The 23,144-nt window shown below is 48.2% G+C and carries 16 protein-coding genes; 11 read left to right on the top strand and 5 right to left on the bottom strand.

The annotated features are described in order from the left end of the window. Positions 1 to 24 precede the first annotated feature (24 nt). Positions 25 to 2,241 carry a bifunctional alpha,alpha-trehalose-phosphate synthase (UDP-forming)/trehalose-phosphatase gene (locus ACYVAD_RS04935; protein WP_461138345.1) on the bottom strand — a complete coding sequence of 739 codons (2,217 nt, stop codon included), beginning with the start codon at positions 2,239 to 2,241 and terminating at the stop codon, positions 25 to 27. A 322-nt stretch (positions 2,242 to 2,563) separates the two neighbouring features. Here ACYVAD_RS04935 and treS point away from each other — a divergent pair, with 322 nt between their 5' ends. The 8 genes from treS to dnaG all read left to right on the top strand — a co-directional run bounded on the left by treS (position 2,564) and on the right by dnaG (position 16,331). Continuing rightward, positions 2,564 to 5,899, top strand: a complete 3,336-nt coding sequence (treS, locus tag ACYVAD_RS04930) for a maltose alpha-D-glucosyltransferase (protein ID WP_461138344.1) — start codon at positions 2,564 to 2,566, stop codon at positions 5,897 to 5,899. A gap of 45 nt (positions 5,900 to 5,944) precedes the next feature. Further along, positions 5,945 to 7,471 carry an alpha,alpha-trehalase TreF gene (gene treF, locus ACYVAD_RS04925; protein ID WP_461138343.1) on the top strand — a complete coding sequence of 509 codons (1,527 nt, stop codon included), beginning with the start codon at positions 5,945 to 5,947 and terminating at the stop codon, positions 7,469 to 7,471. A 307-nt stretch (positions 7,472 to 7,778) separates the two neighbouring features. Next, positions 7,779 to 8,387 carry a hypothetical protein gene (locus ACYVAD_RS04920; protein ID WP_461138342.1) on the top strand — a complete coding sequence of 203 codons (609 nt, stop codon included), beginning with the start codon at positions 7,779 to 7,781 and terminating at the stop codon, positions 8,385 to 8,387. A gap of 63 nt (positions 8,388 to 8,450) precedes the next feature. Next, positions 8,451 to 10,097 carry a glycerol-3-phosphate dehydrogenase/oxidase gene (locus tag ACYVAD_RS04915; protein WP_461138341.1) on the top strand — a complete coding sequence of 549 codons (1,647 nt, stop codon included), beginning with the start codon at positions 8,451 to 8,453 and terminating at the stop codon, positions 10,095 to 10,097. A gap of 42 nt (positions 10,098 to 10,139) precedes the next feature. Next, on the top strand, positions 10,140 to 11,312 hold the full coding sequence (locus ACYVAD_RS04910; RefSeq protein ID WP_461138340.1) for a glutathionylspermidine synthase family protein: 1,173 nt from the start codon (positions 10,140 to 10,142) through the stop codon (positions 11,310 to 11,312). 150 nt (positions 11,313 to 11,462) lie between these two features. Beyond that, positions 11,463 to 11,801: a DoxX family protein gene (locus ACYVAD_RS04905; protein ID WP_461138339.1), complete on the top strand. Its 339-nt coding sequence runs from the start codon at positions 11,463 to 11,465 to the stop codon at positions 11,799 to 11,801. A gap of 153 nt (positions 11,802 to 11,954) precedes the next feature. After that, positions 11,955 to 13,847, top strand: a complete 1,893-nt coding sequence (locus tag ACYVAD_RS04900) for an amidophosphoribosyltransferase (protein ID WP_461138338.1) — start codon at positions 11,955 to 11,957, stop codon at positions 13,845 to 13,847. Positions 13,848 to 14,273: 426 nt separating this feature from the next. Next, the gene (dnaG, locus tag ACYVAD_RS04895; protein ID WP_461138337.1) at positions 14,274 to 16,331 is read left to right on the top strand and encodes a DNA primase; all 2,058 of its coding nucleotides are present in this window, start codon (positions 14,274 to 14,276) and stop codon (positions 16,329 to 16,331) included. A 65-nt stretch (positions 16,332 to 16,396) separates the two neighbouring features. Here the strand turns inward: dnaG and ACYVAD_RS04890 are convergent, their stop codons facing one another. Further along, on the bottom strand, positions 16,397 to 16,780 hold the full coding sequence (locus ACYVAD_RS04890; protein WP_461138336.1) for a hypothetical protein: 384 nt from the start codon (positions 16,778 to 16,780) through the stop codon (positions 16,397 to 16,399). 239 nt (positions 16,781 to 17,019) lie between these two features. Here ACYVAD_RS04890 and ACYVAD_RS04885 point away from each other — a divergent pair, with 239 nt between their 5' ends. After that, positions 17,020 to 17,715 carry a response regulator transcription factor gene (locus tag ACYVAD_RS04885; protein ID WP_461138335.1) on the top strand — a complete coding sequence of 232 codons (696 nt, stop codon included), beginning with the start codon at positions 17,020 to 17,022 and terminating at the stop codon, positions 17,713 to 17,715. Positions 17,716 to 17,718: 3 nt separating this feature from the next. Here the strand turns inward: ACYVAD_RS04885 and ACYVAD_RS04880 are convergent, their stop codons facing one another. Further along, complete coding sequence (locus ACYVAD_RS04880; RefSeq protein WP_461138334.1) at positions 17,719 to 18,720, bottom strand: LytTR family DNA-binding domain-containing protein; 1,002 nt, start codon at positions 18,718 to 18,720, stop codon at positions 17,719 to 17,721. Between the two features lie 183 nt (positions 18,721 to 18,903). On the opposite strand from ACYVAD_RS04880, the gene ACYVAD_RS04875 reads away from it, so the two are divergent. Continuing rightward, positions 18,904 to 19,068, top strand: a complete 165-nt coding sequence (locus tag ACYVAD_RS04875; protein ID WP_461138333.1) for a hypothetical protein — start codon at positions 18,904 to 18,906, stop codon at positions 19,066 to 19,068. Between the two features lie 144 nt (positions 19,069 to 19,212). After that, a complete protein-coding gene (locus ACYVAD_RS04870) occupies positions 19,213 to 20,199 on the top strand; it encodes a lysophospholipid acyltransferase family protein (RefSeq protein WP_461138332.1) in 987 nt (328 codons plus the stop codon). Between the two features lie 122 nt (positions 20,200 to 20,321). Here the strand turns inward: ACYVAD_RS04870 and ACYVAD_RS04865 are convergent, their stop codons facing one another. After that, positions 20,322 to 21,884, bottom strand: a complete 1,563-nt coding sequence (locus ACYVAD_RS04865; RefSeq protein WP_461138331.1) for an Rne/Rng family ribonuclease — start codon at positions 21,882 to 21,884, stop codon at positions 20,322 to 20,324. Positions 21,885 to 22,264: 380 nt separating this feature from the next. Then, positions 22,265 to 23,116, bottom strand: coding sequence for a tetratricopeptide repeat protein (locus ACYVAD_RS04860; protein ID WP_461138330.1), 852 nt, complete (start codon positions 23,114 to 23,116; stop codon positions 22,265 to 22,267). Positions 23,117 to 23,144 lie beyond the last annotated feature (28 nt).

The raw sequence follows: 23,144 nt of genomic DNA, 5'->3' as shown, positions 1-23,144 counted from the left end.
TACTGTAATCCCGCCGATCACCTATCAGGAATTGACGAGGGAGTTGCTCATAAGTTGCAGCAAGGTTTCTACGTCATGCTGCCGGGCCAGGCGATACTGCGCAAACGAGCTGCCAGTGCCCACTTTGATCGTATAAGCCCAGTTTGGCATTTGCCGGAACATGTCTTCATCCGTCGTATCATCGCCAATGCTGACAATGAAGTCATAGGATTCACCCTCATACAGCGTGCGGGCCACGGTTCCCTTGCTGTGCTGAGCCGGTTTGATCTCAATAACTTTGTTGCCTTGAATGACTGCTAGGGGAACCGACGATTGGATGTTACGTAGCTGCGTAGCTAATTCGACCGCCCGGCTTTCAATATCATCTGCAGTAGACCGGCGGTAATGCCAGGCAATAGCCGTTTCCTTTGCCTCAACAAACGTACCCGGGAACTGATCAACGTATTGCTTCAGCAAAGGATGAATCAGATCTACCCAATTTCCGTCTGACAGGTCGAGTCGTTCCCATTCCTGATCGGATTTTTTCAGAAAAGCGCCGTGTTCAGCAACCAATTGTACGGGTAAACCGTCAAACGTAGCCTCCAAAAACTTTCGATTCCGACCGCTGATGACAACAATGTCGCTTTGCTGAGCAAGCTGAGACAGCGTCTGGCGCATCGCATCTGACAAACGGGCGTCGTTCGGGTCGTTGACTAGTGGGGCCAATGTGCCGTCGAAATCGAACAGCAGTAGGCGCCGACTGGCATTGTCAAAAGCGGTCAGATAAGCGTCAACCGAGAGATCGGTTTCTAAAACAGGATGTTGATCGGTAGCTTGTTCGAACGTGTTCATGAAATCGTGGCTCCAGCGGAAGACATTATGATTTTGGATATGTTTGCGCATAATCTGCATACGGCGGGCCTGTTCGGTAGGCTCCATATTGAGCGCCTGTAAAATGGCCGATGCAACTTCCTGAGTATCGGTTGGATTGATGATCAGGGCTTCGGGTAACTCCTGGGCCGCGCCCGTCAACTCACTTAAAATAAGTACCCCCTGATTGTCGAACCGGCTGGCTACGAATTCTTTACAGACGAGATTCATGCCGTCCCGGATGGGCGTAATCAAGGCCACGTCGCAGGAGGTATATGATGCTAATAACTTGTTGAAATCCAGCGATTTGTAGGAATAGACAATCGGTCGCCAGCCGATTCCTCCGTAAAGCCCGTTGATTCGACCAACCGTTTCGTCAATCTCACGCTTTAATTCCTGGTACTGGCCAATCTGATCCCGCGAAGGAACGACGTTCATGACAAAGGTCACCCGATCATGCCAGTCCGGATTCTGCTCTAAGAATCGCTCGTACCCTTGTAAGCGATACGTAATCCCCTTAGTATAGTCGAGTCGGTCGACTGAGAAAATAAGCTTATGCGGGGCAACCATCTTCTGGTAGCGCTGCTTAATTTCGATAACCTCCGGGGTTTGGCTTTCCTGATTGAATTTATTGTAATCGATGCTGATCGGAAAGTCTTTGACAACTACCGACCGCTCGGGGAGGACTATACGCTGGTTAATATTAGGCAACCCCAGAACTTCCGTAACACTGTTCAGAAAATGCTGTACGTAGTCGTTGGTGTGAAAGCCTACTACATCGGCCCCTAGAACCCCACTGATAAGCGCCTGACGCCAGGTACGAGGCAGGAGCTTGATAATTTCGTAATTGGGAAAAGGAATATGAAAAAAATAGCCGATACAGGCATCCGGGACGGCTTGTCGCAGCATATCTGGTAACAGCATCAGTTGAAAATCCTGGATCCAGACCAGATCACCGGGTTGGATAATCGCTGTTATCTCTTCCAGAAAACGAGTGTTTGCTTGCTGGTAAGCCTCAAAATCCTCCTCCCGAAAGGAGGCATAAGTTGGGAAATAATGAAATAAGGGCCAGATCAGGTCATTCGCAAAGCCCTCATAAAACCGTTTATTAACCTCATCGTCGATGAAAACCGGATGTGCCACAAAGTTCTCGTTTTCAAAAACAGAACGGGGCAGATCCACTAAATCGTTGCTTGCCTGACCAACCCAGTGAATTTTCGGGGAATTGTCCGAGGTAGATTGACTTACCTGTTCGGCCAGCGATAGAACCGCTGAAACGAGCCCGCCTGAGTTCTGAAAAAGTTCGGTGCCTTCGTTGGTGCGTTTGATTGTAAAGGGTAATCGATAGGCGACAATGATAATACGGTTGTGAGACTGTTTAAGACTATTCATACGTACAGTTTAGCGTCCGAAAACGCCTGATAAATGCCCGTAAAACGTGTAACACGGTTCCGGTTCAGCCGGAAATAAGCCTGTAGCTAATAGGTGGGCGTTGATCACTATCATCCATGACAATGAGTGGTCTTCTATAGTACGTTAACGAATATCAGCAGGACATGTTCTTTTCCGAACCCGGGAAATTGCAGCGTGCGTGCAAAAAACAGGCTTATTTCTGCTGATCGTCACATCTTTTTAACAAAAGATGCTAAAGATGTCTTATTGTTTCAAGCCCTTGTGCTCACTAAATACAGACATTTACCAACGTTACAGGATTATGGCGGGAAATAACAGCGTGATAGATGATAAGCTACACTGGTATAAGGATGCAATAATTTATGAACTGCATATCAAGGCTTTCCGTGATGGAAACGGTGACGGAATTGGTGATTTCCAGGGGCTGCTTGAAAAGCTCGATTACCTGCAGGAACTGGGCGTAACAGCCATCTGGGTGTTGCCCTTTTACCCATCCCCGCTGCGTGATGATGGGTATGACATTGCCGACTATTACAGCATTAATCCGTCCTATGGGACCATACAACAGTTCAAGCACTTTCTGGATGAAGCTCACCGCCGAAACCTAAAAGTGATTACGGAGCTGGTTATCAATCACTCGTCCGATCAGCACCCCTGGTTCCAACGGGCTAGGAAAGCGCCTAAAGGATCGCCGGAACGGGATTATTACGTCTGGAGCGATGATCCGACGAAGTACAAAGACGTTCGGATCATTTTTCAGGATTTTGAACTCTCCAACTGGACCTGGGATCACGAAGCGCAACAGTACTACTGGCACCGGTTTTTTCACCACCAGCCTGACCTGAACTACGATAATCCGCTGGTACAGGACGAAGTGTTCAAGATGATTGACTACTGGTGCGACATGGGCGTTGATGGCTTCCGTCTGGATGCGGTACCGTATCTGTTTGAGCGGGAGGGTACCAACGGCGAAAACCTGCCCGAAACTCACGCGTTTTTGAAGAAACTGCGCAAACACGTCGATGACCATTATCCCGGCGTTGTCTTTCTGGCCGAAGCGAATATGTGGCCGGAAGACTCGGCTTCGTATTTCGGTGATGGTGACGAGTGTCACATGAATTACCATTTTCCGGTGATGCCGCGGATGTTCATGGCATTGCAGATGGAAGATCGGTATCCCATTACGGACATTTTCGACCAGACCCCCGAGATTCCGCCAACCTGTCAATGGGCTATTTTCCTGCGTAACCATGATGAGCTAACGCTTGAAATGGTGACTGATGAAGAGCGGGATTATATGTACAAGACCTACGCCAAAAATCCGAAGGCCAAGATCAACCTGGGGATTCGGCATCGGCTGGCACCGCTCATGGGGAACAACCGGAAGCGGATCGAACTGCTGAACAGCCTGCTTTTTTCGCTGCCCGGGACGCCTGTTTTGTATTATGGTGATGAGATCGGTATGGGTGATAACGTGTATCTGGGCGATCGGGATGGCGTACGAACGCCGATGCAGTGGTCGCCCGATCGAAACGCGGGCTTCTCCAGCGCTAACCCGCAGCAACTATACCTGCCAACCATTCTGGACCCGGAGTATCATTACGAGTCGGTGAACGTCGAAACGCAACGGGGCAACACGTCGTCGCTGTTCTGGTTCACGAAGCGGATGATGAGTCTGCGCAAAAAATACAAAGCGTTCGGGCGGGGCGATCTGAAGTTTATGAACGTCGAAAACCCGAAAGTGCTGGCGTTTACGCGGACTTACGACGATCAGACATTGTTGATTGTTATCAATCTGTCGAAATATGCGCAGCCGGCTGAGGTGGATCTTAACGATTATCGCGGTCAGGTTCCGGTCGAACTATTTAGCCAGAACCGCTTCCCGGTTATTGGCGAAAACGGTACGTATTTCTTTACGCTGGCTCCGCACGATTACCAGTGGTTTGTGCTGGATAAAACCCGCACCGAGGTAGCTGAAACGGCTGATATTCCAAACTTAGAAGTAGCTAAGTGGGAGAACATACTGGATGGTTATTCGCGGGAGCTGCTCGAAACAAATGTAATACCAGCCTACCTGGACAAAGTCGATTGGTTCAACGGACGCGGACAAACGCTTTTCGGGGTTTCCATCACCGACTCTAGCAAACTATCTGTTGATGACCGGGATTCCTATCTGCTCCTGATCGAGATCGCTTACGAGCGCGGTCTACCCGAAACGTATCAGTTGGTGCTAACTTTTGCCACCGACATACAGGCCGGCAAACTATTGGAAAACTGCGCGCAATCAGTGTTAGCTACGTTAACGGTCGACGGCAAAGAAGGTATTCTCTGTGATGGGTTTTACGTAACGGCGCTCCAACAGTTACTGCTAAATCGATTTGTTGACAGTGGGGCCAAAACAAACTCGACTGAGTCGGCTGCTGATCAGGATCGAATTACGTTTGAAGGCAGTAAAATACTGAGCGATTACGCCAACAGTCACGGTGATATCCGGCCTAAACTTGTTACGTCCGGGCAGGGCTACACGGCCATTAGTTACGATAACAACTTCATCTTGAAGATGTACCGTAAAATTGACCGTGCTCTTAACCCTGACCTGGAAATCAGTCGGTACCTATCCGAAACCGTTGGATTTGGCTGCGTGCCTGCCTTTGCGGGGGCAGTGAGTCTGCAAACGGGTGTGGATCCGATTGCGCTTGGTATGATGCAACTTATTCCCGAAAGTCGGGGCGACGGACACCGATTCATGCTGGAGCGCATCAATAACTACATTGAGCGGATTCTGGCCCGCGACCTGAGCTTGCTCAATACGCAGGACCGACAAGGGAGTCTGGCGCAGCCCGTTTCGGTGAATGAGATATCCCCAGAATTAGAAGACTTACTGGGCGTGCGAGCTGCTGAACAGGTTCGCGTGATTGGCCACCACATCGGTGAGATGCATCTGGCACTGGCGTCCGATAAAGAACTCAAGGACTTTGCACCGGAAGATTTTTCACTGCACTATCAACGGTCGCTGTTTTCGGGCATGCAGGCGATTGTTCGGGAAAACTATCAAATCCAGCAGCGTACGCTAAATCGCCTGTCGAACGACGTCAAGGAAGAGCTTGAGTCCATTATCGAACGTAAAGAAGATATACTGAACGTACTGAAACGGATTTACGAAAAGAAACTAGACGCGACAAAAACCCGGATTCATGGCAACCTGCAGCTGAATAATATCCTGCTGACGGGTAAAGACATGGCTATTCAGGATTTCGGGGGCGATGCAACTCGCAGTTACAGCGAACGCCGACTCAAGCGATCTCCGTTACGTGACGTTGCTACGATGATCCGGTCGTTTTATTACGTTGCCCACGAAGGTTTCTCGAAAAGTCTTCAACTATCGGAAGAAGAGAAAAAGGATACGAAACGATACGCTGATTTCTGGGCGTACTACATGAGTAGCTTCTTCTTGAGGGCTTACCTGGATACGGTCCGAGGGAGCGCCCTGGTTCCTCAGCAGCCCGATGATCTGGAGATGATGATCGAAACATACCTGCTCGAACGGGCCGTTGTTGATCTAAGCTACGAGCTGAATCATCGGCCTGACTGGGTGCAGGTACCGCTTCGCATGATTACATCTATCATCAACAAATAAACGAAGTCGTCCTGGTCAACTGGCCGGGACGACTTTCTTTTACTCTTGGCTCACTCATCACAATACCTACCACCCGATCAGCTTTTTAGTGACTTATTTCGGGAAGTCCAGTTGACGTCGGTATTTACGGATTCGAAAACGTTTGTTGACTGCATACCAGAGCTGGAGGCTAGTAAACTACTAGCGCTTTACGAGTCTGAAAAAGTAAAGCCTGATTTTAACCTGTCCGCCTTTGTCAACAAGTACTTTCTCCTACCCAGTGCGGCTCACCGCGATTACGTTAGTGACCGCTCGCGCAGCACGGTCGACCACATCAACAGCCTTTGGGATAACCTGACCCGACCGGCCGACACGGATGTGCCGGGTAGTTCGCGGGTTTCGCTGCCATATCCATATGTGGTTCCGGGAGGGCGGTTCCGGGAGATTTTCTACTGGGACACGTATTTTACCATGCTGGGCCTCGCCGATGCAGGTCGTTGGGACTTGATCCGGGCTATGCTCGACAACTTCGCCTATCTGATAGATACGTTTGGCTTCATTCCCAACGGAAACCGAACGTATTTTCTGACCCGATCACAGCCACCTTTTTTTGCGCTTATGGTTCAGTTACTGGCGGAAGTGGACGGTCCGGACGTATTGTTACGTTACTTGCCCCATCTGCAAAAAGAATACGATTTTTGGATGACTGGGCAGGCAGAGGTAACGCCGGAAAATCCATTCAATCGGCGAGTGGTACGGATGCCCGATGGACAGGTGCTAAACCGTTTCTGGGACGCGACCGAACTGCCCCGTGCTGAAGCGTTTAAGGCGGAGTATGAGCTGGGCCGCAAGGCCATAGAGGCCGGTGTCGATCCCCTCAAATTACATGTGCACCTCCGGGCGGCCTGCGAGTCGGGCTGGGATTTTAGCAGTCGTTGGTTTTCCACGGGAATGGCTATGATAGAGACCCGCACTGCCGATCTGGTACCGGTCGATCTGAACTGCACATTATACAGTTTAGAAAAAACGCTGCAAGAAGCGTATCAACAGGCCGGAAACTTAACTCAGGCATCTGAATTCGAGCGGCTGGCTCAGCAGCGTAAACAAGCTATCGATACGTATTTCTGGCAGGAAGAAACGGGTTTTTATCACGACTATGATCTGCTGGCGGGACAGCAAACACCAGCCTTGACGCTGGCGTCGGCTTTTCCCTTGTTTTTTAACCTGGCGAGTCCTCAGCAGGGAGAGCGTGTTCATGAGCAACTGAAGGAAAAGTTTCTGCAGGCTGGAGGCTGGGTTACTACACTCGAAAATAGCGGTCAGCAGTGGGACTGGCCCAACGGCTGGGCACCTTTGCAGTGGATTGTTTACCAGGGGTTAGTCAACTATGGTTTTCAAACTACAGCTGATGATGCCCGTGACCGGTGGCTATCTTTAAATGATAAAGTATTCAAATCCACGGGCAAGATGATGGAAAAATATAACGTAGTTGACGCTTCGCTGACGACAGGGGGAGGGAAATACCCGAACCAGGATGGATTTGGCTGGACCAACGGCGTCTATCTGCGCATGGCTACGATAAAGCACCGTTAGGAGCAAGAAACGATTGAGTTTATGGTGAGAATTCAACAGGAATGATCTGCCCTTACCCCTGATGACAGTCGTATCCGCTAAAGTTCTGTCAGGATAACAAGAATTTGTTAATGCCAGAGCAACACCGGCCAGTTTGAAAGCACTGAATACAACAGTTAGCGTTTCCATTGATGTCCCGTTTTTATTCCGAGGTAATTTTCGTCCTCGCTAGTGACCACTCGGAAGATACTATAGCGGACTTATCCAATTACCGTTGCAACCGCCAATGCTTTCTGGTAGTTTAGTCCAGACAAAACCTTTTCTTTTTATGACTCCACTACGTAGGAATACAATTCTTCGGCGCGTTAAAGACATTACGCTCAGTACTACGCTGACACTGGCATTGCTGAATGGAACCGTGCTGCTCCAAAGCTGTGGTAATAATAACGCCGACGAAACGGAACAGACCGAAACCAGTTTTCGTAAAGGCGTACGAACGTACATCACTGAAACATCTCCTGGTAATTTCAAAATTACGGATGAAGTAGAGACCGATTCAGATAAGGCGGGTGCGATTGTGAATTACGCGGATGGTCACCGCGATACGCTTAGTGTCGAAGCTGCCCGTCGACTCGTTGAAAACGACCAGTCGACCCGTACCTATCTGAATAATCCAGCGGGCTATCATCATAGCAACGGACTGGCTAACGCACTTTTGTGGGGAGGTATGGGATACATGCTGGGTAGAAGCACGGCGCCACAATATACGGATGACCGCCAGCGCTACGGAGCAGGCATGTATGCTAATTCGGGCCTGTATAATCGGTCGGCACAAATCGGCGAAAATGTCCGTGCGTCGCGGGTTGTCCGGACCACGCGTCCGTCAGGCGGTCGCAGCGGTTTCTTTGGTGGCCGGAGCCGGGGCTTCTCATCGTAGGAACGGACCTGCGATCAACGCTAACCGCAGCGTAGACAACGTCTTATTAACGTACCTTTAGGCATGAATCGGAAAGCAAGCATAGAGAGGTTTCAAAACGAAGAATTCGATGTATGCATAATTGGCGCTGGCGCTAGTGGGGCCGGAGCCGCGCTGGACGCTGCCTTACGAGGATTACGAGTCGCGCTGATTGATCGGGGTGATTTCGCGGGCGAAACGTCGTCCCGCTCAACAAAGCTTATTCATGGGGGCGTGCGCTACCTGGAGCAGGCAATTAAAAAGCTGGATCTGGCTCAACTACGGCAGGTCAGGCACGGTCTGGCTGAGCGAAGAACGGTTATTCGGAACGCCCCTCATCTGGCTCACCCATTGGCACTGCTTACCCCAGTGTTCAGCCTTATTGAGGGAATATACATTACTATCGGCCTGCGTCTGTATGACTTCTTTGCCCGGCACGACGCATTCCCGAAGGGACGCTGGCTCAGTAAAAAAGAAGCTATAGCTCAGATGCCAACTCTGACGCCCAACATGCACAGTGCGGTTCAGTACTATGACGGACAGCTTGATGATGCGCGGTACGCACTGGCATTGGCTCATTCAGCCGCTGAAGCCGGGGCTGCTGTGGCAACGTATATAAACGTAACGGGCTTTGAACGTAACGGCCAACGGCTTACGGCTGCGCTCGTTGAGGATAAGGTTACAGATAGGTCGTTCCCCCTAAAAGCCAGGGTGTTTTTGAACTGTACGGGCCCTTACGCGGATGCAATCCGCTTACTGGCCAATCCATCAGCCGAGCCCCGTATCCGACCTAGTAAAGGCGTTCACATTACGTTGCCCCGGCAGGTGCTGCAAAGCGACAGTGCGATGCTGATTCCTAAAACGGCGGACGGACGGGTCGTCTTTGCTATTCCGTTCGAGGACAAAGTTTTTGTTGGAACAACAGACAATGACTATACCGAAGGGCAACACGAACCCGTGCTGGAACCCAACGAGGTTCAGTATTTGCTGGATACGTTACGCCCTTACGTTGCCAACGTTCCCAATGCCAACGAAGTACAGGCTGGCTTTGGCGGAATACGCCCACTGATTGTTAGTAATCGAGCCAACACCAAAGCGTTGTTGCGTGATCACGAAGTAGAAGAAGATGCTGAGTCGGGGTTACTGAGTCTGCTGGGAGGGAAGTGGACTACATACCGACTCATGGCGCAGGACGCTATTGATCAAGTCGCTCAACGGTTAAATAACTCCGCCCATTCAACGACGGCAACGCACTTTCTGGTTGGGGGCGAAAACTACCGGTTTGACAACTGGCAAAAACTTCAGCAGGCGTATCAGCTCCCGGCGGACGTCTGTCAGCATTTGATGAAAGCGTACGGTAACCGGGCCGAGGGCGTGGCTAGCTTGATTCGGGAGAATAACCAATGGGCAAAGCGTATCGATCCGAAGTATCCTTACGTACAGGCCGAAGTAGTTTATCAGGTTCGCGAAGAGATGGCTGTCACAATCCGGGATGTACTGGCCCGGCGCTGGCGACTGGAATTACTGGATTGGCGGCTAACGAGCGACGTAACACCAGTTGTGGCCGATCTAATGGCAACGGAATTGAACTGGTCGCTGAATGAAAAGCATCAATACGTCAAGTACTATCAAACGCTAATTGCTGATTTTATCCAGAAAGCGGGCCTGCAAAAAAATCTGATAACGGCCTAATCAGTAGGTATTCCTATCTAAAACCCGACTTAACAAGAAGTAATGATTTCCTTAAAAACATTGGCCACCAGCCCTGATGCCCAGCTACGAAACATTGGTTGGGATTGGATGCTGGGTCACGATACATTACCTTATTTAACGAATGAAGTCGTCAACGTTAGCGCTGATGAAGCTGATGCTTACGCTGAAGCGGCCAACGACTTGTTCGATATGTTTGTGGCGGCTGGTCAGCACGTCATTGACAACAATCGATTTGCTGAGCTGGGGATTCCCGAAAATCTGGTTGAACTGATTAAGCTTTCCTGGGATGACGATCGGAACATTCATCTGTACGGTCGGTTTGACCTAGCCGGAGGAATTAATGGCAGTCAAATCAAATTGCTGGAGTTTAACGCCGATACGGCAACCTGCTTGCCCGAAACCGCCGTGGTGCAATACGCCCACTTACGTGCCAACCAACTGGATGACAGTCAGCAGTTCAATACGTTATTCGAAACGTTGACCACGCAATTCGAAGAATTACTAGCGGTAAATCCTGATTTACAGCCGACACTGCTGTTGTCTGCCATGCGCGGTTTTCCGGAAGACGATGCCAACGTTGCGCTTCTGGGCGAAGCAGCTCGGGAAGCAGGCTTTGAAGTAGAATTTGACTTTGTTGACAACGTAGAGTTTTCGGGGCAGGAGGGTATCTTCTGGCAGAATCCCAAAAATAGTCAGTTCGAAAAAATGGATTTCTGGTTCAAGCTGGTTCCCTGGGAATCGATTGCCGAAGACGAGCCTGAAATGGTCAATATCTTAACAGAACTGATTCGGCAGCGGCTGGTTGTGGTCTTGAATCCGGCGTACACACTGCTGTTTCAATCGAAGTACATTCTAAAAATCCTTTGGGAACTGTATCCGTACCATCCATTGCTGCTCGAAACCGATACAAAACCACTGGTGGGAAAAGCCTGCGTGGAAAAAGTGATTTTTGGTCGCGAAGGGGCTAACGTCCGGATTTTGAACGAGGACGGGAGCGAACGACTAGGCGTTGACGGTGAGTACGGCGACTATCCCAAGATTTACCAGGAATACGTTCAACTCGAACAGGATAGCCAGGGCAACACGTATCAAGCAGGGGTATTCTTTGCCGGAGAGGCCTGCGGACTGGGCTTTCGGAAAGGCGGCCCCATTTTAGACAACAGTGCCAGCTTTGTTGGTCATATCATCGAATAAAAAAGACGGCCCTCTGCGCAGAGGGCCGTTTCTGTTACGGTGAGCGGAACAAGTCAGCTGGCAAGCTGTTTTCCCTACAGTCTGCCGGTTGGACAACGTAATACTCTGATCGTTTAATCCGCGCGAAGAAAGGTTTCTAAAAAATCAGTTATGGGGCTCTACCTACAATCAGTTGTGTACATAGTGGCAGGAATCGCGCACTTGGTCAAGCCTCGACCATTTCTGTCTATTATGCCACCGTACGTTCCCGCTCACCAATTAATGGTGGGGCTTAGTGGTATCGCTGAAATACTACTGGGGATTGGTTTACTAATTCCAGCGACACGATCCTGGGCGGCTTGGGGACTTATTTTGCTATTGATTGCTGTATTTCCTGCCAACATATACATGGCTACGGCCGATAAGTTTGCCCACATTCCTGCATTGATACGGTGGGGAAGGCTTCCCTTGCAGGGGCTGCTAATCTGGTGGGCGTATCGATACACGTAATAGGAGCCCTATATTTTACCAAGGAATTTCAACTTGTTGATTTTACGGCCTTCTACTTTTCATAACTTTGTTCTACCCACTGCTGAACCATTGCAAAATGGCAGCCGTTACTTCGTTACGTACTAAAAACCTAATCGCTTCAGCGACACCCTCATGAGCGACGCTATCAAACATGAGTGCGGTATTGCCCTGATTCGGCTCCGCAAACCGTACCAGTATTACATCGACAAATACGGTACCGCTCTTTACGGAGCTAACAAGCTTTACCTGCTCATGGAAAAGCAAGTGAACCGGGGCCAGGACGGGGCCGGTATCGCAAACATCAAGCTTGATGTTCCACCCGGTCACCGCTATATCAGCCGTTACCGCTCAGTCGACCAGCGTCCGGTAGCCGACATCTTCGAGAAGGTCAACAAGAAATTCCGTAAAGCACTCAAAGGCAACAAGGACAAGGCTAAAGATGCCAAATGGTTGCAGGAGAATATAGCGTTTACGGGTGAGGTCTGGATGGGCCATCTGCGTTATGGGACCCACGGGGCTAATGAGATCGAGAACTGTCACCCGATGCTGCGCCAAAGTAACTGGCGTAGCCGGAATCTGGTCGTTGCGGGTAACTTCAATATGACCAACGTAGACGGCCTGTTCGACAAACTTGTTTCGCTGGGACAGCACCCCAAAGACAAGATGGATACCGTTACGGTGATGGAAAAAATCGGCCATTTCCTGGACGAAGAAAACCAGCGGGTGTTCGATCGATTCAAAGGGATTTACGAAAACCCACAACTGTCGGACATCATCGAAGATAATCTTGATATGCAGCGCGTTTTGCACCGTTCCTGCCGCGATTTTGACGGTGGCTATGCCATGGTGGGGATGACGGGCTTCGGTGCATCGTTCGTCGCTCGTGATCCAGCCGGTATTCGGCCTGCGTATTACTATGCCGATGATGAAGTGGTCGTTGTTGCATCTGAAAAGCCAGCGATCAAGACGGCATTTAACGTAGAATATAGCGAGATTAAAGAAGTACAGCCGGGTCACGCGTTGATCATCGATAAACATGGTGAGTACGCTGAGCAGCAGTTCGTCAAACCAATCGAAAAGCGTTCATGCAGCTTCGAGCGGATTTATTTCTCGCGTGCTACCGATCCTGATATTTACAACGAGCGGAAACAACTGGGTAAACTGCTTATTCCGCAGATCCTGAAAGAAATCGATTACGATCTGGAAAACACAGTCTTCTCGTACATTCCGAACACGGCTGAAACGGCGTTCTTCGGCATGGTAGAAGGCATCGAAGAATATCTCTATAAGCAGCGTAAAAAAGCGATTATGGAAGGCATTCTCTTCGAAGAGGAACTCGATCGAGTACTTGCTTTCCGTCCTAGAATTGAGAAACTGGTTTCGAAGGACGTAAAACTGCGGACATTTATCACCGATGATAGTCAGCGGGATGACATGGTATCGCATGTGTACGATACTACGTTCGAGGTCATCAAGAAGGGCAAGGATAATATCGTTGTCGTAGATGATTCCATTGTGCGGGGAACGACACTTGAAAAAAGCATCCTACGGATGCTGGACCGACTAGGTCCCAAGAAAATCATCATCGTGTCGTCGGCTCCTCAGATTCGCTTTCCGGATTGCTATGGCATCGATATGTCGAAAGTAAAAGAATTTGTTGCTTTCCGGGCCGTGCTGGAATTATTACGCGAGCGCGGACAAGAATATATTCTTGATGAGGTGTACGCTGAGTGCGTAGCCGCCATCGAGTCTGGCAATGCAACCAAAGAGAACTACGTGAAGGCCATCTTCGCGCCATTTACGCACGAAGAGTTGTCGAACAAAGTTGCGCAGATTATTACGCCCTCTGATCTAAAGGCTGAAGTAGCCGTTGTTTATCAGACGGTTGAAAATCTGCACGAAGCGTGCCCTGCTCATTCCGGCGATTGGTATTTTACAGGTAATTACCCAACCCCCGGCGGGAACAATGTTGTCAATAAAGCTTTCGTTAACTTTATGGAAGGTAAGTTGGTGCGGGCTTATTAGTCAACATCAACTAAACTAACAAACTGGGCGAGCAGAAGTGATTCTGCTCGCCCAGTTTGTTTATAAAGATTTGTACCTTTTCATCATTACATCTCGTTGTACGACCCTTACGCAAACCTGTAGCCTGAATGCAGATCGAGCAAAAAAGTAGAAAAATAAACCGGCCAGCTATCGTGTAAGGTGAAGCTCCTCTAGGGTATTCTACACAACTACAAATCGTTGCAGAGGATACAACACGGTATATCATACGTTGGGCAAAAAGAGGTCAACGGGGGCGGGCGAAATTGGTGTCGACTAGGCCTCAAGAAACGGTGACAAAAAAAATGCCACATGATAGATATACTCAAACCGACATTAGGCAATTTGCGTATAACAAAAAGATGGAATTGGCTATAAATTTGCTAGGTCAAAACTCGCTAATAACTGATGCGTATTCCTGAAGCAACTGTCGATCAAATTCGGCAGGCGGCTGATATCCTGGAAGTAGTCAATGATTTTGTTTCCCTGAAAAAGCGTGGGAGCAATTACATTGCTTGCTGTCCATTTCATAATGAAAAAACGCCTTCGTTTAGCGTTAACCCTGCCAAGCAGATTTATAAATGCTTTGGCTGTGGCAAAGCGGGGGATTCGGTTCGCTTCGTTATGGATGTGGAAAACATCGGCTACGGCGAAGCACTACGCTATCTCGCCAAAAAGTACGGGATTGAGATTGAAGAGCAGGAGCAGACACCAGAAGAGCTCTTACGCCAGAACGAGCGTGAAAGCCTGCTAATCGTACTGAATTTCGCCAAAACATTTTTTCAGGAAGCATTACTGAACAGCGACGAAGGCAAAACCGTGGGGCTTACCTACTTTCGTGAGCGTGGTTTTACGAATCCGACGCTGGACGCTTTTGATCTGGGTTATAGCTACGACCAGTGGGACGCCCTACTACAAGCTGGTCTGAAACGCGGCTACAAGAGAGAAATACTGGAAAAGGCCGGGCTAATCCTTAGTAAAGAAAACAACAAAGTATTTGACCGCTTCCGGGGGCGGGTCATGTTTCCCATTCATAATGTGTCGGGTCGAGTTATTGCGTTTGGAGCCCGAATCCTAAAAACGGATAAAAATCAACCCAAGTACCTGAACTCGCCCGAAACGGAAGTCTACCACAAGAGTCAGGTACTGTACGGAATTTTCCAGGCGAAGCAGGCCATTCGTCAAGAGGATGTCTGTTATTTAACTGAGGGCTACACGGATGTTATATCCCTTCACCAGGCGGGCATTAAGAACGTAGTAGCTTCATCAGGTACGTCGCTCACCACGGAGCAGATTCGGTTGATTGGTCGCTTTACACCTAACGTAACGATTCTGTACGATGGCGATGCCGCCGGTATCAAGGCTGCCCTGCGCGGATTAGATATGGTACTGGAGGAAGGGCTTAATCTTAAGCTGCTGCTACTACCAGACGGCGAGGATCCGGACAGTTATGTGCATAAAGTGGGAGCTGACGTCTTCAAAACTTATATCAAGGAGCACTCCCAGGATTTTATTGATTTTAAGGCTGGTCGCTGGTTAACCGAAGCTGGTGATGACCCTTTGAAGCGGGCCGAGGGAATATCTGATGTCTGCGCTAGTATTACAAAGATACCGGACCTGCTAAAGCGCCAGACATTGTCGCAGCGTGTAGCGCAGGTTTTTCACGTCAGTGAACAATCTGTTATATCTGAAATAAACCGGCTGCTGAGAGTACAACAGGAGCAGGCTCGCAAAAGCAGTGATCGGCAGAAACGGGCGCCAGGACAGGAGCAACGATCAGCACCACTGACTGCTGCTGATTCCTCAATTGATGACATAAATGCCTTATTAAATGAGCTGGAGATCGATACAGCTCCATCGCCAGACGAACCTGTATACAGTCCGGCCACAGCACCAGAGGTAGAAAGAGATCGGGTAGGGTCAACACGTACTCCTGTATCCTATCAAGAGGAAGAATGTGTACGGTTACTCATAAACTATGGAGCGCAGGAGTTAGAGCCTGGTATCACTCTTTGTCAGTACATACTCAGCGAATTACACGAAATCGATTTTCAAACCCAACCGTTTAACCATATTTTGACTCATTTCCGTGAGGCATATACTCATGGAACTATTCTAACTGCTACTGATTTCATCAGTCAGCGTGTAACGTCTGAATCCGCGGTTCAGCAGCAGGTAATTAGCCTCACCACGCCACGCTACGAGATTAGCGAAGGATGGCTGCGGCATGAGATTTTCGTACCGTCAGAAGAAGAAGTTTCGATACTGGCTGACGCTGCCTATCGGAATATATTACGGATAAAGAAAATACTGGCTGAACAACGCATGTCGGTCCTTCAACAGCAGTTAAGAGAAGTAAACAAAGAGTTTACAGAAGAGGCAGATAGGATACTAATGGAGTTTATGCAGTATAAACGGATTGATATGGAAATCTCGCGTCTGCTGGGTACTGTTATTTCTGGTTGATGGGAGAAATGCAAAGCCTCTCGGTACCGAGAGGCTTTGCATTTGTCTATGAGGAAGGTTGAACGTTAAGCGCGTGCGACAACAGTAGCGTTGACTAGCTCAGCGTCGATTTTCTGTGTCAGTTCAGTTAATAAAGAAGCATGCGTGCGAAGCTGACCTGGTTTGGATGGTAGCGCAGAACGGCTGGATTGCTGACCGCCCATGTCCATAAGTAGCGTCATCAACACATCGCTCATGTGGCGACGTAAAACCGTGAGGTTCTTGAGCCGCTCGCGCTGCTGAACCGACTTGGTACGTGACGATGATTGCAGCTTGTTGATGACTTCAGTCAGTTTAGCGTAACGACGGTGGAATGCTTCAGTTGCTTCTACCCAGTCCATAATAACAGTTTGAACTTCGGCAGATGATGCTTCGTAGGTCGACGATTTTTTTGATTCTTTATGATTCATCACACAATGCGTTAAGACAGTGAATGCTCCGCTGATGATCAAAAATAGTAGGTCAAAACGGCTGAAATCAAGTCTTTCTGCCTGAAATCACCATCAGTAGGGACGAAATCACCCAAATTCTCCCTTTATTATCAGTGATTTCGTCCCTACTGATGGTGATTTCAGAATGATTCATTGTTAAGTTTTTTTTGAGCATATTAGATTCATACCGCTAAAAACATCTGTGACATACTTATACTATGAACCAATCGAATAATGGCCACGAGGCCGCCAAAAACTTTGCGCTCCGTCGTCGGGATTTTTCAATCTTGGTGGCACAGTCAGAACTGTTCACGTGTGAGGTATTGAGCCAACTCCTGAAAGAGCAAGGATACAATGTAGTTGGACGAGCCGTTGAAATGGAGGATACGCTTCAGCAGATTCGAGTGAAACGGCCACAGTGTGTTATCATTGAACCTGAGATTTCAGGACGTAAGACGTTTGAAGTCGTCCAAGATCTTCAACGATCAAATAGCCAGACGAAGTTTATTTTATACGCTAGTAAGCCAGATGTACGCACGATCGTTGAAGCTATGCAAATGGGCTTCCTCGGATTTCTGTATGCGAACGATGGATTAGAGGAATTGTATCGCTGTTTCCAGACCGTGAGCTATGGGGGATGTTACTACAGCAGTGGTTTTATGAACTTAATTCGTAATTATGGAATCGAAGTCATGACCGATAAAACGCGCGAAGAGTTAGGGCGGCTATCTACCCGGGAGCGTGAGGTATTACGACTAATAGCCAATGGTCACACGTCAGGCGAAATCGCTGATGAGCTGGGAATTAGCTATCGTACGATAATAAACCACAAGGCACATATTGCAAAAAAACTGGAATTAGATGGATGCCGGCAGTTACCTCGGTACAGTATTTCAGTCAAAAACTACTTATAGAGGCTAATGAGGCATCAATAGAGGGTCCTGACTAGAATCAGCAAAGGATTGCGGATCTCGCTGGTCAGCTTGTAACCATTCTCTGAAATCCTGCATTCGAGCGCGGGGGACTACGATTTCGTAGTGATCAGGGGTATTTAGCCGAACAATGTATTTACCATTTTCCCAATAAGCATAATTGAGAACAGCTTTTCTATTGACAATGTAGTCGCGCTTAATACGATAGAACTGGGTCGGATCGAGTTCTGCTTCCAGCTCATTTAGTGCCTTGCTGACGGCGTAACGGCCCTTGGGAACGACGGCGTAGTAAGAGCGTTCTTCAATCGTAAAGTAGTAGACGTCTGAGGTAGGAAAATCTAATTCTCCCTGTGGATCGCGACCTTTGAGGTGCATCAGGTAGGTAGAGGCCACCGGAGCAGGAGGAACCAAAGGTGGATACAAAATTGCCTGTTGCTTTGCTTCTTCTTGCTCCTGCTGTCGCTGGGAAAAGTAATCGGATACAAGAGAAACGTTGGTCGGTATATAACCAATTAGTACTACTGGGGCCAAATAACGCAAATACGTACCCCAGTTAAACGTGCCGGCTATAAACTCATCCCAGTAGTTGGAGAAGGTGTAATGGGGAAAGGCTTCCATTAGAAACCTAACAGACTCTGTGATGGGATTAAAAATCAAAAATGATAGTAGAACGACTGGTAACAAAAGAAATTCATAACGAGCAATTGCTTTTGCGTTCAGATCAACAGTGGTCAAATTGAAAATCTGGTGGGCCTTATCAACTAACGTAGCTACGATATAAGCTGTGAATACTTCAGGTATTAGTAAACTACGGAAAAGGAGACCAATATAAGGCCAAAACCCACCATGTTTAGCCATGATCAAGGACTTTGTATTGTAAGTAGCAGTCCAGGCAAATACTTCGATAAGCAGAATGATACCAAGCATGAGGTAGACGCTATACAGCGGCTTCTTCAAAAACGACCTGGTTAATTTCACTGCTTCCATATTACTCCTTATCAAATATATAGACTAAAGAAATAGTAATTAGTTACTAATTCCGCCGATAATAATGAGACTTTTTTGCGATTGATGACCCTTCCTGGGCAATATAATTTTGTATCAGTCAATCGGCAACGTATTCAGGGGCCGATCAAAACAGGAAAAATCACTCTCAAATCAAAAGTCATCATGAAAAAGCAATTCACCATCAAAGCTGTTCAAACCGTTAAAAACATCAAGTTGTCAGCAGTCAAAAACGAATCCAAGAACGTTCTGAACTTCTTGCAGGAAGCCGAATGCTGCGGCTGGTCGTCTTTCCATGGCCTTGCTCCCAAAGCTAACTTCTCACTGTAAGAATCGCAAGTTATGCCAACTGCACGCACACTTTACCGTGAAGAGCTCGTGCGCTGTCGGGAGCACTTTAGCCGCGTAAATCTTCATCAGGAACGGGGTTATTTAATGAAGTACACGACGTTCTCAGCTAACGTAGAGAACATTATGCCTTTCATACCCCGTACCGAGCATGAGAACCTGTTCAGAGAGCTGTTGTTACAAGAAATCTTTACAAGCTTCGATCAACAATGTCTGACAGCGGGTGATATAGTAACGACGAGTGGCCGCGAGGAGTTTCTGGTAAACAATAAAGAGCCATTTATTTATTGTACGTATCACCTAGGCTCCTATCGGCTTCTAACAAGTTTACTGTTTCGGCGAGGTGTAGACTGCGTGCTGCTAGTTGGTAGTAACATGAACAAAAGTCAGGGAGACATCCTGACTGAACACTTTGAAGCATTACGTCAGAAATACAGCTTGACTAATACGATTCGGTTAGTTGATGCTGGGAGTCCTACGGCGGGGCTTACTCTGTTACGTGAGCTTAAAGCGGGCAAGTCTATTATCGCTTACGTTGATGGAAGCGCGGAAACGGGACCCGAACCTGGCGAGGAAGACAAATTCCTACCCGTTCGATTTGGTAACCGGCGAGTGCTTACTCGAAAGGGTGTTGGCTATCTGTCACATGCTACCGGTGTACCTATCATACCCGTAATAGCCTACCGAGATACTGACCTGACTAACGTCTTGCACGTTTCTAGCCCAATCAAGCCGATCCGGAATAGCGACCGTGATATGTTCTGCCAGGAGGCCATGCAACAACTGTATGATAATCTGTGGCGTTATGTACAACGCTATCCGGGTCAATGGGATGGATGGAGCTATATTCAGGATTTTCTTGAGCCTGAAACAGAGAAGAATACGGAGGTCAGTTCCCCGTGGGCAACAAAGCCTACGTTTAATGGACAACGTTATTCTATCTGTGACTTGGAGGAAGCTCCTGTCCTGTTCGACAGACGTACGTATCAAATCTACGAGATTACGGACGACCTGAGGGACTTACTGTTAACTATCGATACGGTCGAATCTGTGGAGGATCTTATCGGAAAAGAAGTCTATAATGAATTACGCGAGATGGAAGTGCTGCATTAGTCAACTAACAGCAGCACGTAAAGAAAAGGCTACACTTGAAAAAGTGTAGCCTTTTCTTTAAAACTTTTTTGCACTGCAAGTGCTAACTGATCTTTGTTTATACTAGTAATTTTTTACTAGTACTAAGCTCCGCTTCCAACCTCGATCTCTTCGTTTGATTTGTTGAAGAATTTGAAGTTGACAATGCCTAGTGAACTGTCTTTGACCAATTTAACCCAGGTTTTATACTTGACGAACCATTGCATTTGCTTTGAGTAAAAGCCTTTTGTATAGTAAGCGTACAAAAAGGGGTGCATAGAAATGGAGATACCAGTCTCGTTCTGCTTAGTCAGAATATAGTCAAGGTTGTTCTCAATGACATCAGTTACTAGAACACTTGCTTGAATGGTGCCTGTTCCCCCACAGGTTGGACACACCTCGCGGGTTACAATATTCATTTCCGGACGAACACGCTGCCGGGTAATCTGCATCAGCCCAAATTTTGTTAAGGGCAGAATGGTAAATTTCGAGCGATCGGCACGCATCTCATCCCGCATGATATCCTGAAGAAGCTTCTTGTTCTCCGGCTTTTTCATGTCAATGAAATCAACAACGATGATACCACCCATGTCCCGCAGCCGAAGCTGGCGAGCAATTTCTTTTGCGGCTTCTCGGTTAACGCTGATAGCCGTTGCCTCCTGATCCTCTTCCGAATTGGACTTGTTGCCGCTATTGACGTCAATAACGTGCAGCGCTTCGGTGTGCTCAATGATCAGGTATCCTCCGCCTGGTAAACTAACCGATCGGCCAAAGAGCGATTTCAGTTGCTTTTCGAGGCCTATTGCTTCAAAGAGTTTGGATTTGCCAGTGTATAGCTTGACAATCTTCTCTTTGTCGGGCGCAATAGTATGGATGAAGTTTCGAATCTCATCGAACGACTCACGGGTGTCCACCGTGATACTCTCGAACGATTCATTAAGCATATCCCGTAGGATGGAGGAGGCCCGGTTCATCTCACCGAGAACCCGGTCGCGTGGTTTTGCCTCGGACAGGTTTTTGATAGCTTGATCCCATTTTTCGAGGGAGTGCTGTAAATCGCGATCAAGCTCCTCAACATCTTTATCCTGTGCTACGGTACGCACGATAACCCCAAAATTCTGTGGCTTCAGAGAAGCCATTAGTCGGGTTAACCGTGTTCGTTCGGCACGGTCCGTAATTTTCTTTGATAGGTTTACCCCATCTGAGAAGGGGACCAGTACCAGATAGCGACCTGCAATCGAAATGTCACACGACAAGCGAGGCCCTTTGGTTGAGATGGGTTCCTTAACTACCTGCACCAAAATGGGCATATTCTTTGTCAGCACCTTATCGATTTTACCAATCTTATCAATAGGTGGCTCCAACTTAGCACCGCTAAGCCGTCCGTTCGTTACCCGTTTGGCGATAACGTCTTTGACCAGTTTGTTGAGCGAATTGATGTTAGGCCCAAGGTCCTGATAGTGCAGAAAACCATCTTTTTCGTGACCTACGTCGACAAAGGCCGCGTTCAGGCCTGACGAAAGTTTTTTAACGGTTCCCAGGTAAAGATCGCCAACAGTAAAGCTGCTGTCTAACTCTTCTTCGTGATACTCCAGCAATCTCTTGCTTTGCAAGAGTGCGATCCGATCACCTTTCTGAGTAGAACTGATAATTAATTCATTACTCACAAGATGAATGTACGGTTAGAATGGCTGTATAAACAAAGAAGCCACGTTCGGGCTTTGCAGACCGGCACGGGGCTTCTGTAGGCTGAGTGAGCAGTATGAAATGAGGCAGTAGGCAGTTTAGCGTAAGCAGAACTGCAGGCTGTTCACTGCTAGCTGCATACTACTTTTTCTTATGCCGGTTTTTTCTTAGCCGTTTTTTCCGCTTGTGGGTGGCAATCTTGTGCCGTTTCCGTTTTTTACCGCAAGGCATAATGCAAACAGTGTTTTATGGTTGAAAATAGATGTCGGCCGACCACTCGGCGCGGCCCTTGTTGAAGTTGTTCAATACTGAATTTCTTCTGGGTGGTACGCTTTCAGGAAACCCGTTGGCATACCGGGTATTATTTCAGCCGATCTTCGTATTCGCGAATAGCAGCTAGAATTTGCGGATCTTTCTCTCCTTTTTTTACTTGAGCCAGCACTTGTTTGGCTTCGTCACGTTGTCCTGCTTCAGCTAGGCTAATACCCAGATAAAACTGAGCTTTTCGACTCGCTGGATTATTGACCAGAATCTGCCGGAAACGTTCGATAGCCCGATCATACTGATTTGACTGCATCGATAGCAAACCCAAGTTAAACAAAGCCAGCTCGTTTGTTGGGTCCTGCTGCAACACCTCCCGCAGAAGGGCGATTCCCTGCATTGGGTTTTCCGTGTTGACGTAGGTCATAGCCATATTAGCCTTCGCCGACAATAGGTTCGGATTTTTATCAATTGCTTTCTGGTAAAAATCCCGAGTCTTCTTGCCCAGTGTAGCAGTTTTTGCTGCGTCGACTGCAAACGTGTATGCTTCAAAATAAACGTCACCAGCTCGGAGCAAATTAGCTTCCGAAGGTTGCGTAGTTGCTAGCACTTCGGCGTAGTGAGCAGCACTGTCGTAACGAGTAATGTCTCGAAAGAAAGAAATCAGCTTTTCTCCAGCAGCATCTTTCTGGGCTGGTATTGCCGTTAGAAATGCCGATCGGAGACTTTCCAGTTTACGTTGTTGTTCGGGCGTAACGGCTTCCTCATGCATCGACGAGCGATCAGGAGTGCCCGTGTTAGCCGCTACCGAAAGAGAATCGGCCGTGGGCGTTTGCGTTGTTCGGCCACCCAGTTGCTTGTTTTCATTCCGCACAACAACCCGAGGCAGGCTGTAAAGCCCGACCGTCATCACTGCCGCTAGCATAATCACTACAAGCACGTATTTATTCATAGGGAGGAGTTACAATGCAAACGCCGAT

The sequence above is a fragment of the Spirosoma pomorum genome (genome assembly GCF_054776615.1).
The sequence above is the reverse complement of the archived record's forward strand: the minus strand, read 5'-3'. Positions and strand labels throughout refer to the sequence as shown.